At 41.0% G+C, this 16,832-nt stretch carries 7 protein-coding genes and 1 tRNA gene; 3 read left to right on the top strand and 5 right to left on the bottom strand.

Annotation, left to right across the window (positions count from 1 at the left end):
• Positions 1–41: 41 nt before the first annotated feature.
• The 5 genes from B3317_RS16290 to B3317_RS16270 all read right to left on the bottom strand — a co-directional run bounded on the left by B3317_RS16290 (position 42) and on the right by B3317_RS16270 (position 8,703).
• The gene (locus tag B3317_RS16290) at positions 42–1,763 is read right to left on the bottom strand and encodes a CBM35 domain-containing protein (RefSeq protein ID WP_291113519.1); all 1,722 of its coding nucleotides are present in this window, start codon (positions 1,761–1,763) and stop codon (positions 42–44) included.
• Between the two features lie 115 nt (positions 1,764–1,878).
• On the bottom strand, positions 1,879–3,435 hold the full coding sequence (locus tag B3317_RS16285) for a RagB/SusD family nutrient uptake outer membrane protein (protein WP_291113516.1): 1,557 nt from the start codon (positions 3,433–3,435) through the stop codon (positions 1,879–1,881).
• An 11-nt stretch (positions 3,436–3,446) separates the two neighbouring features.
• Positions 3,447–6,377 carry a SusC/RagA family TonB-linked outer membrane protein gene (locus tag B3317_RS16280; RefSeq protein ID WP_291113514.1) on the bottom strand — a complete coding sequence of 977 codons (2,931 nt, stop codon included), beginning with the start codon at positions 6,375–6,377 and terminating at the stop codon, positions 3,447–3,449.
• 303 nt (positions 6,378–6,680) lie between these two features.
• The gene (locus tag B3317_RS16275) at positions 6,681–8,309 is read right to left on the bottom strand and encodes a DUF6377 domain-containing protein (RefSeq protein WP_291113512.1); all 1,629 of its coding nucleotides are present in this window, start codon (positions 8,307–8,309) and stop codon (positions 6,681–6,683) included.
• Between the two features lie 321 nt (positions 8,310–8,630).
• A tRNA-Lys gene (locus B3317_RS16270) sits at positions 8,631–8,703 on the bottom strand.
• A gap of 319 nt (positions 8,704–9,022) precedes the next feature.
• Between B3317_RS16270 and B3317_RS16265 the strand changes: the two genes are divergently transcribed.
• The 3 genes from B3317_RS16265 to B3317_RS16255 are packed head-to-tail and all read left to right on the top strand — an operon-like array spanning position 9,023 to position 16,753.
• Positions 9,023–11,893: an exo-beta-1,4-galactosidase gene (locus B3317_RS16265; RefSeq protein ID WP_291113510.1), complete on the top strand. Its 2,871-nt coding sequence runs from the start codon at positions 9,023–9,025 to the stop codon at positions 11,891–11,893.
• 4 nt (positions 11,894–11,897) lie between these two features.
• Entirely contained in the window at positions 11,898–14,684 is a 2,787-nt protein-coding gene (locus B3317_RS16260) for an alpha-L-rhamnosidase (RefSeq protein WP_291113508.1), read from the top strand.
• Entirely contained in the window at positions 14,681–16,753 is a 2,073-nt protein-coding gene (locus B3317_RS16255) for a beta-galactosidase (RefSeq protein WP_291113506.1), read from the top strand. The genes B3317_RS16260 and B3317_RS16255 overlap by 4 nt, the downstream gene beginning before the upstream one ends.
• Positions 16,754–16,832: the final 79 nt, after the last annotated feature.

The raw sequence follows: 16,832 nt of genomic DNA, 5'->3' as shown, positions 1-16,832 counted from the left end.
CAGATAAGATGATTACATTTAATGCTGTTGATCTTATAATATTATTTGTCAATCTGTAAATAATCAAGACAGAAGAGTCCGTTATCTCCCTTATCTTTCTGTATGGAAATAAAATTAATCCCTTGTACCAACGATACTCTCGTGCTGACAGTACCCCATTCATTTTTGTCCAAAACAGGAAATCCCATTTGTTTAGAAATCTTATTGTCATTGATGTAAACACTTCCCGTACCGGATTCTTTTTCAGAGTTGGCATATCTTATTTGTAATGTGTATTCTCCTTTAGCAGGAACTTCTACTGCCAATAATATGCTTGCACCAGTATTTTGGAAATCATCCACATAACCTGAACCGCTATATTTGAAATCTGAAATACTTTTTTTCGCACCACCCATCATTGAAGTAAACTCGGCTTCATATTTCAAAGAATTGTTCTTTATCTTTATAATCCTGCATTCGTGTGGAGCCAATTCTACGGAATAACCGCCCGACATCGCACCCAGATCAGCATGTGCCCATAAGTCCCTTACATTTTCCACAATTCCTGTAATACCCAGGTCTCGATAAAAATCAATGCTTCTTATCTGTTTTGTTTCTTCCCTGTTGAAAAGGCCTACAACCCAGTCACCATTAGGTAGCTGTCCGGCCCATGTAGAGCTTGCTGCAATATCTTTGTGATCGTAACTCAATGGTTTACCTACAAATCCCTGATTGTTAAGTGCCAGCAGTTCGGTATTCTGATATACCCACGTACTTTCGCCGATAGTATCGTACTGGTCGGCGATAGCCAGTGCCGAACCACCCATTACCATAAGCGAAAACAGGAACATTCTCTCTTTGTCGTTTGCCATTGTATTCAGCCGGATAAAATCGCCGTCGAGAATCAGTTGCCCGCGCCCTCCGATATCGGCAAATCCGATGAAACCATCAAAAGCATTACCATATTGCGGCCATATAGCTTTTTGTTGTCCGCGCCGGCGGTTGCTGATAAACTCCCATCCTCCGTCGAAACAATCGTCGTCGATACGGATCATATCGCCATAGGTGATTTCATTACGTCCGTGATCGAAACAGTTAGGCATTACCAGACTAAGAAATATTTTGTCTCCGGCAGCCTCTTTAATCCATTCCAGTACCTGTATGTATTTGGCTGTTCCGTAATTTTTCTCATAATTCTCAAGAAAGTCTATACGAAGGTATGTAGCTCCTATTTCGATAAAATAGTTTACATATCCCTGTATCCATTCTTTTGCTCCCGCCTTGTCGGCATCTACCCAATACAAAGGCTCGTTGAAAGAGATAGGGCCTACAATGTCCTGTGCTTTATAATTCGTTCCTTTCACAGTCACATTGTGGTCGTAGGCTGCCTTTGTCATCCACATAGGATTGTAGTAAACACCTAGTTTCATGTCGCGCTGGGCAAGATAATCTGCCCAGTATTTGAAACTGTGCTCCCAGTCATCGTTATATTTTACAATATATCCGTACTCATCGATAGTCTGAGCAGCTTCTATCCATCCATCATTGCAGATCATATCGTAGCCGAACGATTTGAAGTGCTGGTTCATCCAATCTATATTGGCTTTCCATCTGGCTTCGGGTATAGCTGCATTGGTTACCCAACAATGTTCGTAAGCAATCCAATATTTTGGGCCTGTACCTTTTCGGGTAAAAGGGCTGTCACGCGCGACAGATAATAAGATATTGGATGACAATACAATGATTAACAGGATACACATGACTATTTTATGCTGAATATTCATAACAATCTATTTTTATATTTCGTATTGAAAATAACACAGCCTTATCCGGAGAATAAATCAATAAAAGGCCGTGTTATTCCCTTTAAACCTAAAACTTTAAGTAATTTACCACATACTAATACCCCGGATTTTGCTTCAGATTGGGATTTGCATCCAACTGATCTTTCGGAACTGGATATAAACGTCTGAACTCTTCACTTTTATACGGTTTAAAGATGGTAGGGTCATTAAACTTACCGAAACGGATCATATCGGAACGACGCCAGCTTTCCATAAACAGTTCCCGTCCACGTTCTTCGAGTAAGTCTTTTTCTGTCAGTGCATCGAACGGAGTCACTCCTGCGCGGGTTCTGAACTGATTGACCAACGTCAAAGCTTCAGTACTGGCAGGATTTATCCGCCACAGTATTTCAGCTTTCATCAGCACAATATCCGAATAACGGAAAGGGAAGAAATCGCTGTTGAGGAATCCGTTACTACCCATTTCTATCTCCCATTTCTTGATACGTACACCCGATTGACGGATAGTATTATACAGGGATACAAATTCAGGTGTAAAGTTTACCTGAGGTCCATCGGGATCGAGGTCTTTTTCGTATCCGCTATCGGTTATAGGCTCTCCCGTAGAACTGTATTGTGGTCCCCACAGGAAGTTGTCACTCTTGCGGATATCATTGTCTTCATACATATAGAAAAATTCTGTTTGTACCGATAATCCGTTCCAGGGGCCATTTGTCATATTGAATGTCTGCTGACTGGAGTAATGCAACGAAACAAGTGGCAGAATCCAACCCCATTCGGTGTATATATCATCAAATGGTATGGCAAAAATAGCTTCGGATGAACCTTCATTCTTAGATATGAAATTTTCTCTGTATGTATTGGTTAATGAAAACTTACCCGAAGTGATAATCTCATTACAGGCATCCAACGATTTTTGCCATTGTGGTGTTCCGGTATATACCTCTGCATTAAGGTATAACTTTGCCAGTATTGCCTTTGCCGTCCAGTAATCGGCACGTGCATAGGTAAGGCTTGACTTGTCCTTTGTCAGATTTGCGATATTGTCATTTATTTCTTTCTCTATAAAATCGTACACTTCCTTACGTGTGTTCGTAGAAGGCAGATAGCCGCTCGGTACATCAAACCTGTCAACAATAGGTACATTGCCCCACATATCTATAAGCCACAGATACCAGAGAGCCCTTATCGTTTTCACTTCCGAGATGTAAGATGCGTATTTAGCAGGGTCTATTTGTTCCAACTGGTAGATAAGACGATTACACGTATTTACCTGAGCGAAGAAGGCTTCCCATGTCCCGCGATAGAAACGGTTATTAGCAATCCATTTGTGATCTGTCATTTGCTGGTCTTGTCCGTCACCCGCCCAGTCGCCACCGGTTCTTCCCGGCACGGCTACTTCATCGGTCGTACAATATATTGTCCACATATGATCGTTTTTCTGAAAAGTCCTTAATCCGCTGTACGCTGCTCCCAGAGCAGAAGATATTTCTTCTTCGGTTTGCAGGAAGTTATCATTGTCCAACTGGCTGTATAAAGTTTCATCCAGGTTTGTACACGAGTAGCTGAGAGAAAGGCAAATCAGTGCGGCTGCCACAACCGATTTTCTCATGTATAAGCCGATTGTTTTTAATATATATGCTTTTTTCATAATTGTCTGTTTTAGAAAGTAAGATTAACGCCTAAAGTGAATGTACGGGTAGTCACCCAGCTGTTCAGAGGTTCGATGCCCGGAGCCAGTACATTATTGTCATACGAATATCGGGGTTCAGGGTCAACGCCCGAATACCCTGTGATATAGAACAGATTTTGCCCTGTGGCATATACTCTTGCTGCTTCGATTACCGAATTTTTGGGCAACTTAAAGTTATAGCCCAATGTGATATTATCTAATTTGACGAAAGATGCATTTTCTACATAGTGACTGTTATAAGCAACAGGTCCTTTGTATTCCGGTTGAAAATGTTTTGTTTTTATCAGGTTATATGTACTGATACGGGATACCTGCTCGAACATTGTACGGTGCAAGTTAACCAGATCGTGACCATATACGCCTCTGAAGAAGAAACTGAAGTCGAAATTATGATAGGTGAATGTGTTTCCGAAACCGAATTCGCCCTTAGGCATACCCCGCCCGATAACATCTACGTCCTTTTCATTAATTACGCCGTTATCATCCAGGTCTTTGAGGATGTAATTTCCATCTGCATCTACTCCCTCATATATCCATCCTATCATTTGGCCGAGAGGTTTTCCCTCCTGCACTCTGACCACATTTCCTGTCAGCGGAGCCGGTAGTCCTCCTACTTCCCTTACTCCGTATTGTATGTCACCCATCGATAAGGAAATAATCTTCGAACTGTTTGTAGAATAGGTCAGACGGGTAGTCCACGAAAAATCTTTTGTCTTTATAGCTTCAAAATTCAATCCCACTTCAAATCCTCTGTTTCTCAGTTTACCTGCATTCAGTACCGATGTAGGATACAGATTCGGAGGAACGGGTACATTCAATGTAATCAGCGCATCTGATGTTTTCCGGTTATAATAATCAAGAGTTCCGGTCAATCGCGAATTGAACATACTGAAGTCGATACCGAAGTCTACTTCTGTTTTTGTTTCCCATTTCAGGTCAGGATTCGGATTACTTTGCGGAGAATATACCGGCGTAAATTTATCGTTGTACAGGTAGTAATCCAGAGAAGAGCCGGGACCATAAATCTGTTTCGACAGATAACTCTGTGCAGGCAATGCTCCTGTAACACCATAACTACCTCTCAGTTTCAACTGGTTTAGATAAGGAATATTTATAATTCTGGATACATCCAATCCTGCACTGATTCCTGTAAAATTACCCCATTTATTACCTTCCCCGAAGCGGGAAGAACCTTCCCTTCTGAGTGATGCCATCAGGAAATAAGTATCGTCATAACTCAGATTTACACGGCCGAAGAATGCAATCAGTTTGCTCGATTCTTTAAAGCTTTCAGCTTTTGCTTTTCCATCGGCAAGGTCTCTTGCTGCTGCAAGGTTATTGTAAGAAAATCCATCGGTAAGGAAGTTACCTACCTGTAAATAAAAATGCTCGGATGTGAATTTTTGATATGAATATCCGGATAAAGCGTTCAGGTTCAGTTTATCGAACGATTTCAGATAGTTTCCTGTAAATTCGAATAAGTCGCTTTTATTATTGTAAGTACTGCGCGAGGCTAATCCCTGACGGTCTATACCGCTACCGTAAAGACTATATTTGCTAATATATTGTCCGTTCGTAATATCTTCATTATTCTGTGCAAAACGCATTGTAGCTGATAGTCCGTCTATAATTTTCAGATCGGCTTGTGCATTGTATGTCACGCGAGTGGTTTTCTGGTCGTTTATATTCTGATTGATAATAGCCATCGGGTTGTACAATTCATGTGCACGATTCTGGAAATATCCCCCGTATTGGTCATATTCTTCACCTGTGCCATACACAGGTGCCGTAGGCGGCATAATGATAGCCGACCTGAATACATCATCGAATCCCATCTTTGCCTTTTTGGATGCAAGCGCAAGATTCAGACTAAGTGTAAGTCTGTCATTCAATATTTTCTGAGAAAGATTCAAACGTCCGCTCAACTGGTCGTAACCTGTGTTGTGAACAATACCCTCTACATCGCGGTAGTTAAGGGATGCCATGTATGAGAATTTCTGTGTTCCACCCGATAATGATACATTGTGCACATGCGAAAGGGCTGTACGCGTGATTTCATCCATCCAGTCGGTATCGCCGCCATAATCGGTTCCGCCATATTCGAGATATTCACTGCGGCTCATTATAGGCAACGACCTGTCCATGTTTTCCATGGCTACATAGCCATTATAGCTTACACTTGCCTGATCTTTTGATCCTGTCTTGGTCGTGATAATGATAACCCCACTGGAACCACGTGTCCCATAGATAGCTGCCGCTCCTCCATCTTTCAATATATCCATACTGGCAATATCATTCGGATCTACACTGCTAAGTTCGGCACCTATGACTCCATCTATAATGACCAGAGGCTGGGTATTGGCTCCAATAGTGGATAATCCACGCAGACGGATATTGTATGTCCCGTTCGGATTTCCCTGAGGAGAAACAATGCTCAGGCCGGCAACCTTACCTTGCAGAAGCTGGGCCGGATTATTAATATTCCCTTTATTGAAATCCTCGGGCTTAATGTTGGTTATGGCGCTGGTAATTTTATTTTTTTCCATACTACCATAACCGATGATTACGATTTCTTTCAGCATCTGATTGTCTTCCTCAAGAGTGATATTGATCGAAGTTTTGTCTCCAATTTCAACTTCTTGCGGAATAAAACCAATAAAAGAAAATACGAGTGTAGAATTAGACCCGGCTATAAGGGAATAATTTCCATTCTCGTCTGTCGCAGTTCCGGTAGTGGTTCCCTTTATTACTACGCTAACCCCGGTAAGGGGCTCGTTGTTTACATCCTTTACCGTACCGCTTATGCTCTTACCCTGAGCATAAGATACCTGACTGATTCCTATCATCAGCAATAAGAATAGGAAAGCCCGAAAATGTTGTTTGTAATTTTTCAGATTCATAATAACATAGATTTAGGTTTAATCTTTCTTTTTAGTTCTAATTATATTAATACTGGTTCTTTTTGCAAAAAATAAACAAGAGGTGTATGTTACGGAGTGTATTACAAATGTATAGAAGAACTGAACTTCATTTTTTTGAGTGAAGTGAAAAGTAAATATTGGTCTGGTATAAATATTTGATATCTTGATATTTAAACGATGAGTAGAGTGGCGAAAAAGTAAATGGATACTAAAGCCCTAGTATCCATTTCTATATCTTTTAAAAGAGGAAAATCGGTTAAAAACGAGATTTGAGAAAAATAATCAGAAAGAACTTATCTTCATTACTTCATTTTCGAATTCGTCGCGGGAAACTACAGATTTATTTCTGTATTTTGAGCGGTAGTTATAAATAGTAGTAATCGAATAGCGTAGAAATTCGGCTATCTTCTGACTATCAGTAATACCTAGCCGGATAAGGGCAAATATCCTTAGTTCGGTTGTCAGCTTTTCGTCCTGCTTTGGAATTACTTTTTCTTCGTCAATTAGAAGGGCATTGAACTGGCTGACAAAGTCAGGGAAGATATTGAGAAACGCACTATCGAAGTTATTATAGAAATCTTTCAGTTCGTCATCAATAAACTTATTCGATTTCAAGAGTTTATACAATTCATCAAGATTACCTTCTTTCGCTTTTTTATTCAGCGTCCGGTGATGCTTTTCCATTTTCTCTATATACATTGAGCAAAGGTTCAGGAAACGCCCGATATACTCTTCTTTTATATGATTGGCCTCGGCCAATACTTTATTATTACCTTTTAGCTTTTCATTTGCAATCAGTGTCTGTTTCCGCGCTTCGGACAACTTTTTAAATTGACTGATGATATAAATAATGGTAATAATAAGTAATACAGATAAAACGCTGACTACAATCAATAAAATGTGAAGCCTTCTTTCCTGTTGCTCTCTTTCCAACTGATAAGCATTTTCGATCAGAGGATACAGTTTTGATATTTGTATACTTCTCAGCCTTGCATTGTAGAAATTGGCATCGCTCATGCTCTTCTTTATATAACTGTTTGCCCTTTCCAGTTCACCACCTTCTTGAAAGAGCACGTTAGCCAGACTTCTCAGTGATGTATTTTCCTTTACAGCTGCTTTTATATCGGCAATGGCAGATATAGCCAGATACTCTTTGTGTTTTTCAATATCGTCGAAATACCAATAAAGAATACCGGTGACAGAAGTTATCATGGCATAATTGCGTGTATCGGGCTCTATTTCTGGTAAGTATGCGAGTAATATTTTTTTTGCTTTGTCATATTCTTCCTGCTCCATATATCTCCATGCATATTCCATCGTGTGTTCGAAGCTATCGGGCTTTACATACAATAATACTGAATCCTGATATGCTTTTCCAAGTTGTTTGTATTTTGCTGCATAACTGTATTCGGCATACTCACCCCATTCGTTATAGGCATGGTAGTAGTTTGTATAATACACGATGAGCTGCTCTTCGCTCAAATTCGGTTTATCTATGGATTCAAGCAAACTGACAGATTCGGGATACATGCCCGATATAGTCAGGGTACTGGCTATTTGAAGTTTACTTTCATTTATCCAGAATATATTTTTTCCCTTCTCAGCTAATGACAGGCATAAAACAGAATAATGGTATGCAGAATCGCAGATGAAAGCTTCATATTCAGTAAAAATCTGCTTATATAGACTAAATTTATCTTCTGGCTTAATAGTATTGGGAAGTACAAGTTTCAGATTTTGTATCCTTTCCTCTTTCTTTAATGTATACTGGCTTTCATTCTTTATCACGTTATCGAGAACATTCAGCAACGAATCCAGCCTGTTATTTGTTGCTGCTAATGAGATACTCATTAACAAGCCGGAGAAAAGTATGATTACAGATTTTATATATAACAAGAAGTGTTCTTTCATGGCAATTAGCATTATTTACAATACGGAAAATAAAGATATTAAAATAAAGCCGATTTTTTTGTTAAAAATGATTTTGAGGCAGTACAATCCAAAATCTCCTTATGAGATAAAGAAAATAAGAGTCTCAGAGTAAAGGCCAACGCAGACAATAATCAGGTATAACATTTTCATTTTTAATAGTGTTAACTATTTCTTCTATCTGTTTTGAGGGGTCTTTTTGTGTATTTTATGATATAGAAATAAAAAAACTCTCAAGATGTTAGTTCTGAGAGTTTTCTTTTTTATGGCTTTAAGTTATCTTTCAAACTTTATAGCTTTCTGTGACCCCGGAGAGGCTCGAACTCTCGACCCAATGATTAAGAGTCATTTGCTCTACCAACTGAGCTACGGAGTCGTTTGGTGAGTGCAAAAGTAAAACAATTATTCTTTTTAAGGAAATTAATTTTTAAAAATTTATCTTTTGTCAGTGTGATTTTAGCTTCCGGTTTGAATAATAGGTTACCGGACTTTAATTAATATCGTATTTATCAGCTTTGTATTCCGGATATAAATAAACCTTGAAAACATCTGTGCCTTTTGTCTTGTTTATGTCAATTTTGTCGAAATCTATATGTTTTTGAATGAAATTACATATGTCCGATTGTATGTAAACGGTATTTTTGTATCATGTAATAGTATGAATTCACCTTAAAATATAAAACCGGGGAAAAACCATGAAATACGTTTCCATATTACTCAGCACGCTATTTTTATTAAATTGCCTGATATCTCAGGCTCAAAATAGAACGATAAATTTAGAAGGAAGGTGGCGGTTTCAGATAGACAGGTCTGATATAGGGGAAAAAGAAAAATGGTTTAGTAAAAAACTTAACGATAATATCTATCTGCCCGGTTCCATGACCGAAAATTACAAAGGGGACGATGTCACGCTTACTACGCAATGGACAGCCAGTATATACGACAGTTCGTTTTTCTTCAATCCGAGATTAGAAAAATTCCGTAATCCGGATAACCTTAAACTCCCATTTTGGCTCACTCCTGTAAAATACTATGTCGGTGCGGCATGGTATCAGAAAGATGTGATTATTCCGGCAGATTGGAAGGGAGAACGGATTACTTTGTTTTTGGAGCGTCCACATACAGAATCCCGCCTTTGGATCAATGAAAAAGAAGTAGGTACGGATAATTCTCTTTCCGTTCCTCATGTTTTTGACATCAGTAGCTTCCTTAAAGCAGGAAGTAATACTATTACTTTACGCATCGACAATCGTACAAAAGATATAGATGTAGGCAAAGATTCACATAGCATAACCGACCAGACACAAGGAAACTGGAACGGAATAGTAGGCAAACTGGAACTGCAATCTACTCCTGTTACCTATATAGACGATGTACAGGTATATCCCGACCTGAAGAATAAGAAGGCATTGGTAAGACTCACCATTGTAGGCCGGGTATCGGGGCAGATAACACTTAAAGCGCAAAGCTACAATGGAGAGAAAGTACATACGGTAGAGCCGGTTCTGCAAAATTATACGGCTAAAAGTCAGTCTACAAAGGTAGAACTGGAATTATTTATGGGTGATGAAATGCTTACCTGGAATGAGTTTCATCCCAACCTGTATAAATTATTAGTATCATTGAAGACGTCAAAAGGAACAGATACAAAAGAAGTCCGCTTTGGTATGCGTGAGTTTATGATAGAGGGGAAATACTTCTATGTAAATGGTCAGAAAACCATGCTTCGCGGAACTGTCGAAAATTGTGTTTTTCCCCTTACAGGCTATGCTCCTATGGATGTGGATTCTTGGGAAAGGATTTTCCGTATTTGCCGTAGTTTCGGGCTTAATCATATGCGTTTCCATTCATTTTGTCCCCCTGAAGCAGCAATGGAAGCAGCTGATTTAGTCGGCTTTTATTTGCAACCTGAGGGACCCAGCTGGCCTAATCATGGTTCGTCTTTAGGCGACGGCCGTCCTGTAGATGATTATCTGTGGAAAGAGGCTGGACGTATAGTGAAGCAATATGGCAATTATCCCTCATTCTGTATGTTTGCTATTGGCAATGAACCCCGGGGGCGTTGGGTGCCATGGGTAAGTAAATTTGTCGATTATTGGAAAGAAGCGGATACGAGACGTGTTTATACAGGTGCTTCGGTGGGGAATAGCTGGGCTTGGCAGCCTCACAATCAGTTCCATGTGAAAGCGGGAGCCAGAGGGCTTGCATGGGATAATCAACCGGAATCGGAATCGGATTATTTGTCACGTATAGACACGGTAAAACAGCCCTATGTATCGCACGAAACAGGGCAATGGTGTGTATTTCCCGACTTTTCGGAGATAAAAAAATATACAGGGGTAATGCGTGCCCGTAATTTTGAATTGTTCCGTGAAGATTTGGCCGACAGGCACATGGGAGATTTGGCTTATGATTTCCTGATGGCTTCGGGTAAATTACAGGCATTATGTTATAAACACGAAATAGAAAAGACACTGCGTACACCAGAATATGCAGGATTTCAATTATTGAGCCTGAATGATTACTCGGGACAGGGTACTGCCCTGGTTGGCGTATTGAATGCCTTTTGGGAAGAAAAAGGATATATTGATGCCGACGAATTCCGTAAGTTTTGTGCACCTACCGTCTTATTGTCCCGCATGGATAAATTTACGTTTAAAAATGATGAGACAATGACCGCCCATATCGAAATTGCTCATTTTGGAGAGAATGTATTGAGACAACAATCGGCTAAGTGGCGGATAACGGATACTTACGGGAAAATACTGGCAAAAGGACAACTTTCACCTAAAGATATTCAGATAGGTAATTGTCAGCAGTTGGGCACAGTCTCTTTTGCGCTTCAATCAATCGATAAAGCACAGAAACTAAATCTTGAGATATCGTTCGATTGTACGGATATTTCCAATAACTGGGATTTCTGGGTATATCCGGCGCAGTTACCGGAAATAGATATTTCGGAAATACACATAACCAATCGGATAGACGAGCAAACAAAAAGCGTATTGGATAAAGGTGGTAAAGTGCTTCTGCTTTTAGCGGGAGAAGTAGAACAGGGCAAAGATGTCGTACAATATATGACCCCTTCGTTCTGGAATACTTCATGGTTCAAAATGCGCCCGCCACATACAGAAGGCTCATTGATAAATAATTATCATCCTGTATTTAAAGATTTTCCTACAGACTTCTATACCGGATTACAGTGGTGGGAGCTGGTGCAAAAAGGGCAGGTGATGGAGATGAATAATTTTCCAGCCGGTTTCCAGCCGATCATTCAGCCTATCGATACATGGTTTATCAACCGTAAATTGGGGACGTTGTTTGAAGCCAACGTAGGGAATGGCAAAATGATGGTCTGCAGCGCCGATATTACGACTGAACCAGATAGGCGTATTGTGGCAAGACAGCTGTATTACTCGATAATAAACTATATGAACACAATTCATTTTGTACCCGAAAAGTCAGTGCAACTGTCTGTAATAGAGGACTTGGTGAGGAATGAAGGCGAGCGTATCAATACGCATACAACAGATGCTCCGGATGAATTGAAAAACATTATAAGATAATAACATGAAAAAAATATTAGCGGCAGTTTTATTGTTGGCAACATTAATAAACTGTACTCAGGATAAAGTCATAACCGACTGGCCCGAAGTAACAAAAGAAGCAAAGCCGTGGACCCGCTGGTGGTGGATGGGGAGCGACGTTGATTCTGTGAATCTGACTTACAATCTGGAGGAGATGAGTAAGGCCGGAATCGGAGGTGTGGAAATTACCCCTATCTATGGAGTTAAAGGCCGTGAAAACCATTATATCAATTATCTGACTCCAAAATGGATGCAAATGTTAGCTTTTACCGAATCGGAAACCGACCGTTTGGGGATGGCGGTAGATATGAATATGGGCACGGGATGGCCGTTCGGAGGGCCTGAAATTACAATTGAAGATGCAGCAACCAAAGCAATTTTTCAGCAATATGAACTAATAGGAGGACAGGAACTGAAAGAATCTATTCAGGTAAAAGATGAAAAGCAAAAAGAAGTTGCTTATCTGAGCAAACTGATCGCTTATTCTTCAAAAGGAGAGAAACTGGATATAACCGACAAAGTAGGTTCTGACGGAAAACTGATATGGATCGCACCTGCCGGCGATAATTACAAACTGGTTGCTCTGTTTATAGGAAAAACATTCCAACAGGTAAAACGTGCCGCGCCCGGCGGACAGGGTTATGTCCTCAACCATTTCGATGCAGACGCGGTACAACGCTATTTCGGCAAGTTTGACAAGGCTTTTACGGATAATAAAACATCATTTCCTCATAGCTTTTTCAACGATTCGTATGAAGTATATGGCGGGGATTGGACTCCGGATCTACTCGATCAGTTCGAGCGCAGGCGTGGATATAAACTACAGGACTATTTCCCTGAATTGCTGGCAGATGGAGCGACAGATGTTTCTGCACGTGTCATTTGCGATTATCGTGAAACTGTCGGAGATATGTTGCGGGAAAACTTTACTCAAGCATGGACTACATGGGCGCATTTACATAATACGACTACAAAGAATCAGGCTCATGGGTCACCTGCGAACTTGCTGGATTTATATGCCGCGGTAGATATTCCCGAATGTGAATCTTTCGGTATAACAGATTTTGATATTCCTTATCTGCGTAAAGATTCTATACGGAAAGAGAACGACGGAGATCCTACCACGCTGAAATATGCGTCGTCAGCTGCACATATAACAGGTAAAAAATACACTTCATCCGAAACATTCACCTGGCTGACAGAGCATTTCCGCACATCCTTATCGCAGTGTAAGCCGGAGATCGACCAGATATTTACATCAGGTGTAAATCACGTTTACTTCCATGGTTCTACTTATTCACCTAAAGATGCGGCTTGGCCGGGCTGGAAATTTTACGCTTCGGTGGATATGTCCCCGACAAATTCCATCTGGCGCGATGCCCCTGCGTTTTTTAGTTATATCACAAGAATACAGTCGTTTTTACAGGAAGGGACTCCGGATAACGACTTCTTATTGTATTTGCCAATGTATGATATTTGGGAAGGGCAACGCGGAAATTATTTTACCACCTTTGCCATACATGGAATGCGAGACCGTCTTCCTGAATTTTGCGGGGCTGTGGAACAAATAATGGCTAAAGGCTATGATCTGGACTATATCTCGGATCGTTTTATACAAACAACCACCATAGAAAACGGATTATTGAAGACGCAAGGTGGAACCACTTATAAAGCCCTTATACTTCCGGCAGCAAAACTAATCCCGCTTGAAACACTGACCTGGATTCAGAAACTGGCGGAACAAGGTGCTACCGTTATTTTTGCCGAACAGTATCCTTCCGATGTTCCGGGATTATCCAATCTGGAAGAAAGACGGTTAAAATTTACTTCAGTAATGAAATCATTTCCGGCCATAGATTCATTTGGTAAAGTTTCTGTGAATATATTCGGTAAAGGGAAAATTATTACAGGAAATGACTATGGGGAAATATTACCGGCATGTGGGGCAGACAAAGAAATGTTTGTGTCTGAACTTGGCGGGCAGCTTATTCGCCGTAAGAACGCTACCGGATATCACTATTTCTTTACTATGCTGAAAAATAAACCTGTAGACGACTGGGTGACTTTGGGTGTAGATGCCGAAAGTGCTATATTCTTTGATCCTATGACCGGACAGAAAGGCAAGGCGGCTTTAAGAAAGCGGGATGGAAAAACAGAAGTTTACATGCAGTTGCAACCGGGGGAATCCATTATCCTGAAAACATTTACTAACACCAAAATAACAACGGATAGTTGGGATTATTACCAACCGGCAGGGAATCAAACGGAATTGAAAGACGGATGGGAGATGAACTTTGTAGAAAGTGAGCCGGCCATTCAGGGGACTTTCAAATTACATACATTAGGCTCATGGACGGAACTGGATAATGACGACCTTAAAAGGAATATGGGAACTGCCTGCTACACAATAAAATTCAATTTTAAGAAACATGCAAATGAAGAATACCGTTTGTGTTTAGGTGATGTCCGTGAAAGTGCAAGGGTGCGTGTTAACGGGAAGGATGCAAGTACACTGTTCGCTGTACCATTCGAAACGAATATCGGGCAATTGCTTGTCAATGGCGAGAATACACTGGAGATTGAAGTTACCAACCTGCCTGCCAACCGTATTGCCTGCTATGATAAGCAGGGTATCGAATGGCGCATATTCCGGGAAATCAACTTTGTAAGCATCACTTATAAAGATGTGCGTTTCGATACGTGGAACCCTGTTCCGTCGGGACTATTAGGCCCTGTAACAATAAAAGAATTAAGAAAAATACAACCATGAAGAAGACGTTTTTATTGACCTTCCTTTTGCTTTTAGGGCTTGGCCTCACAGCCCAAAATCCGGACAGGTTTAATCCGAAAGACCTTACGATAGTAGGAACTTATTATTATCCGGAACATTGGGACGAATCGCAATGGGAGCGCGACCTGAAACAAATAAAGGAGCTCGGCTTCGATTTTGTGCATTATGCCGAATTCGCATGGGCGCAACTTGAACCGGAGGAAGGTGTATATGATTTTGCATGGCTTGACAGAGCGGTGGATATTGCTGATAGAAACGGCTTGAAAGTGATTATGTGTACATCCACGGCTACTCCTCCCGTATGGCTTGTACGCCGGCATCCTGATGTACTGATAGAACATGAGGACGGCACGAAGATGGATCACGGCGCACGCCAGCACCCCTCGGTTTCAAATAACTTCTATCGGGAATATTCGATGAAGATGATAGAGAAACTGGCGCAGCATTATGGGGATGACAAACGTATAATGGGCTGGCAGCTCGACAACGAACCACGTCCGGCACAGGATTACGGAAAGGATGCGCAGCAACGGTTCCGCGATTATGTGAAAGCTAAATATAAGACAATAGACGCCGTAAATAAGGCCTGGGGTACAGCATTCTGGAGTCAGGTATATTCCGGTTTTTCGGAGATAAATATTCCGCGTCTATCCCAGATGTTTATGAATTCTCATCAAATACTCGACTACCATCGTTTTACAACAGACGAAATGGCTGGTTTTCTGGATGAGCAGGCGGTGCTTATACGTAAATATGCGAATCCGCAACAATGGATTACTACTAACTACATTCCCGAATATAGTGAAGGACATTTAAGGAAAAGCAATGAGCTGGACTTCCACTCCTATACCCGCTATATGGTATTTGGTGAAGATTATGGTATCGGGCGCAAAGGTTATCGCTTAGGGCCGGTGGAAAGAATAGCAAAGGCAAATGACTTTTTCCGTACTATAGACGGGGTGTATGGAGTGATGGAGTTGCAACCCGGACAGGTGAACTGGGGCAGGATAAATTCGCAGCCATTGCCCGGAGCAGTCAGGCTGTGGTTGTGGCATGTATTTGCGGGAGGAAGCAAATTTACTTGTACTTATCGCTACCGTCAGCCGATATACGGAACGGAACTTTATCACTATGGTATTGTTGGCCCGGATGGTGTGACACCTACAAAAAGCGGACTGGAATATTCCCGGTTTATAAAGGAGATCGCGCAACTGCGTAAAGAATATAAGGGTAGTACAAAAAATCCGGATAGTTATGAGAAACGTCGTACTGCTATACTTTATAACCATGAAAACACATGGGAAATGCAGCGGAACAGGCAGACATCCGAATGGGATACGGAAAAGCATATAGACAAGTATTACAATGCATTGAAGAACTTTGGGGCGCCTGTTGATTTTATAGATGAAAGAAACGACTTTTCGAAATATAATGTAATGATCGCTCCCGCATATGAGATGCTGGACAGGGAACTGGTACAATGTTGGCGGAACTATGTGGAGCAAGGTGGAAATCTGGTTTTAACGAGTCGCACTGGTCATAAAACACGCAACGGACAATTGTTTGAGGCTCCTTTTGGCGAACCTATCTATTCTTTGATAGGAGCAAAGATTGATTTTTACGATTTGCTGCAACCCCGGACTCCCGACCGGATAGTATTCGACGGCCGTAAATATGATTGGACAAGCTGGGGCGAAATATTGGTTCCCGAAGCAAATACTGACACATGGGCTACATATGAGGGCGATTTTTATGAAGGAAGTCCTGCAATAGTATTTCATCGTTTGGGTAAAGGCACGGTTACTTATGTAGGTGTGGATTCTCAAAAAGGGGAGATGGAAAAGGCTGTTTTGAAAAAACTGTATGGCATTCTAAATATTCCATTAGCGGATTTGCCTGCGGGATTGCATATCGAATATCGTGACGGCTTTGGAATCGCAGTGAATTACGCGGACAAAATATATTCGCTGCCTTTGCCCGCAACCACAAAATATGTGATTGGTAGTAAGGATATCCCTGCGGCGGGAGTCTCTGTATGGAAGGAATGATGATGAGGCTTACTCTGAATATAAACCGGCAATATGAAAAAATATCTATAATTGAATAACTTTATGCAACAATAATTCG

The sequence above is a fragment of the Dysgonomonas sp. UBA7710 genome, assembly GCF_002482385.1.
Taxonomy (GTDB): Bacteria; Bacteroidota; Bacteroidia; order Bacteroidales; family Dysgonomonadaceae; genus Dysgonomonas.
Note: the sequence above shows the minus strand (reverse complement) of the source record. Positions and strands in the feature narration are given on the sequence as shown.

Coding starts and splice junctions, on each gene's coding strand:
- B3317_RS16290 (WP_291113519.1), bottom strand. CDS start 1,763: ATGAATATTCAGCATAAAATAGTCATGTGTATCCTGTTAATCATTGTA.
- B3317_RS16260 (WP_291113508.1), top strand. CDS start 11,898: ATGAAAAAAATATTAGCGGCAGTTTTATTGTTGGCAACATTAATAAAC.
- B3317_RS16265 (WP_291113510.1), top strand. CDS start 9,023: ATGAAATACGTTTCCATATTACTCAGCACGCTATTTTTATTAAATTGC.
- B3317_RS16285 (WP_291113516.1), bottom strand. CDS start 3,435: ATGAAAAAAGCATATATATTAAAAACAATCGGCTTATACATGAGAAAA.
- B3317_RS16255 (WP_291113506.1), top strand. CDS start 14,681: ATGAAGAAGACGTTTTTATTGACCTTCCTTTTGCTTTTAGGGCTTGGC.
- B3317_RS16275 (WP_291113512.1), bottom strand. CDS start 8,309: ATGAAAGAACACTTCTTGTTATATATAAAATCTGTAATCATACTTTTC.
- B3317_RS16280 (WP_291113514.1), bottom strand. CDS start 6,377: ATGAATCTGAAAAATTACAAACAACATTTTCGGGCTTTCCTATTCTTA.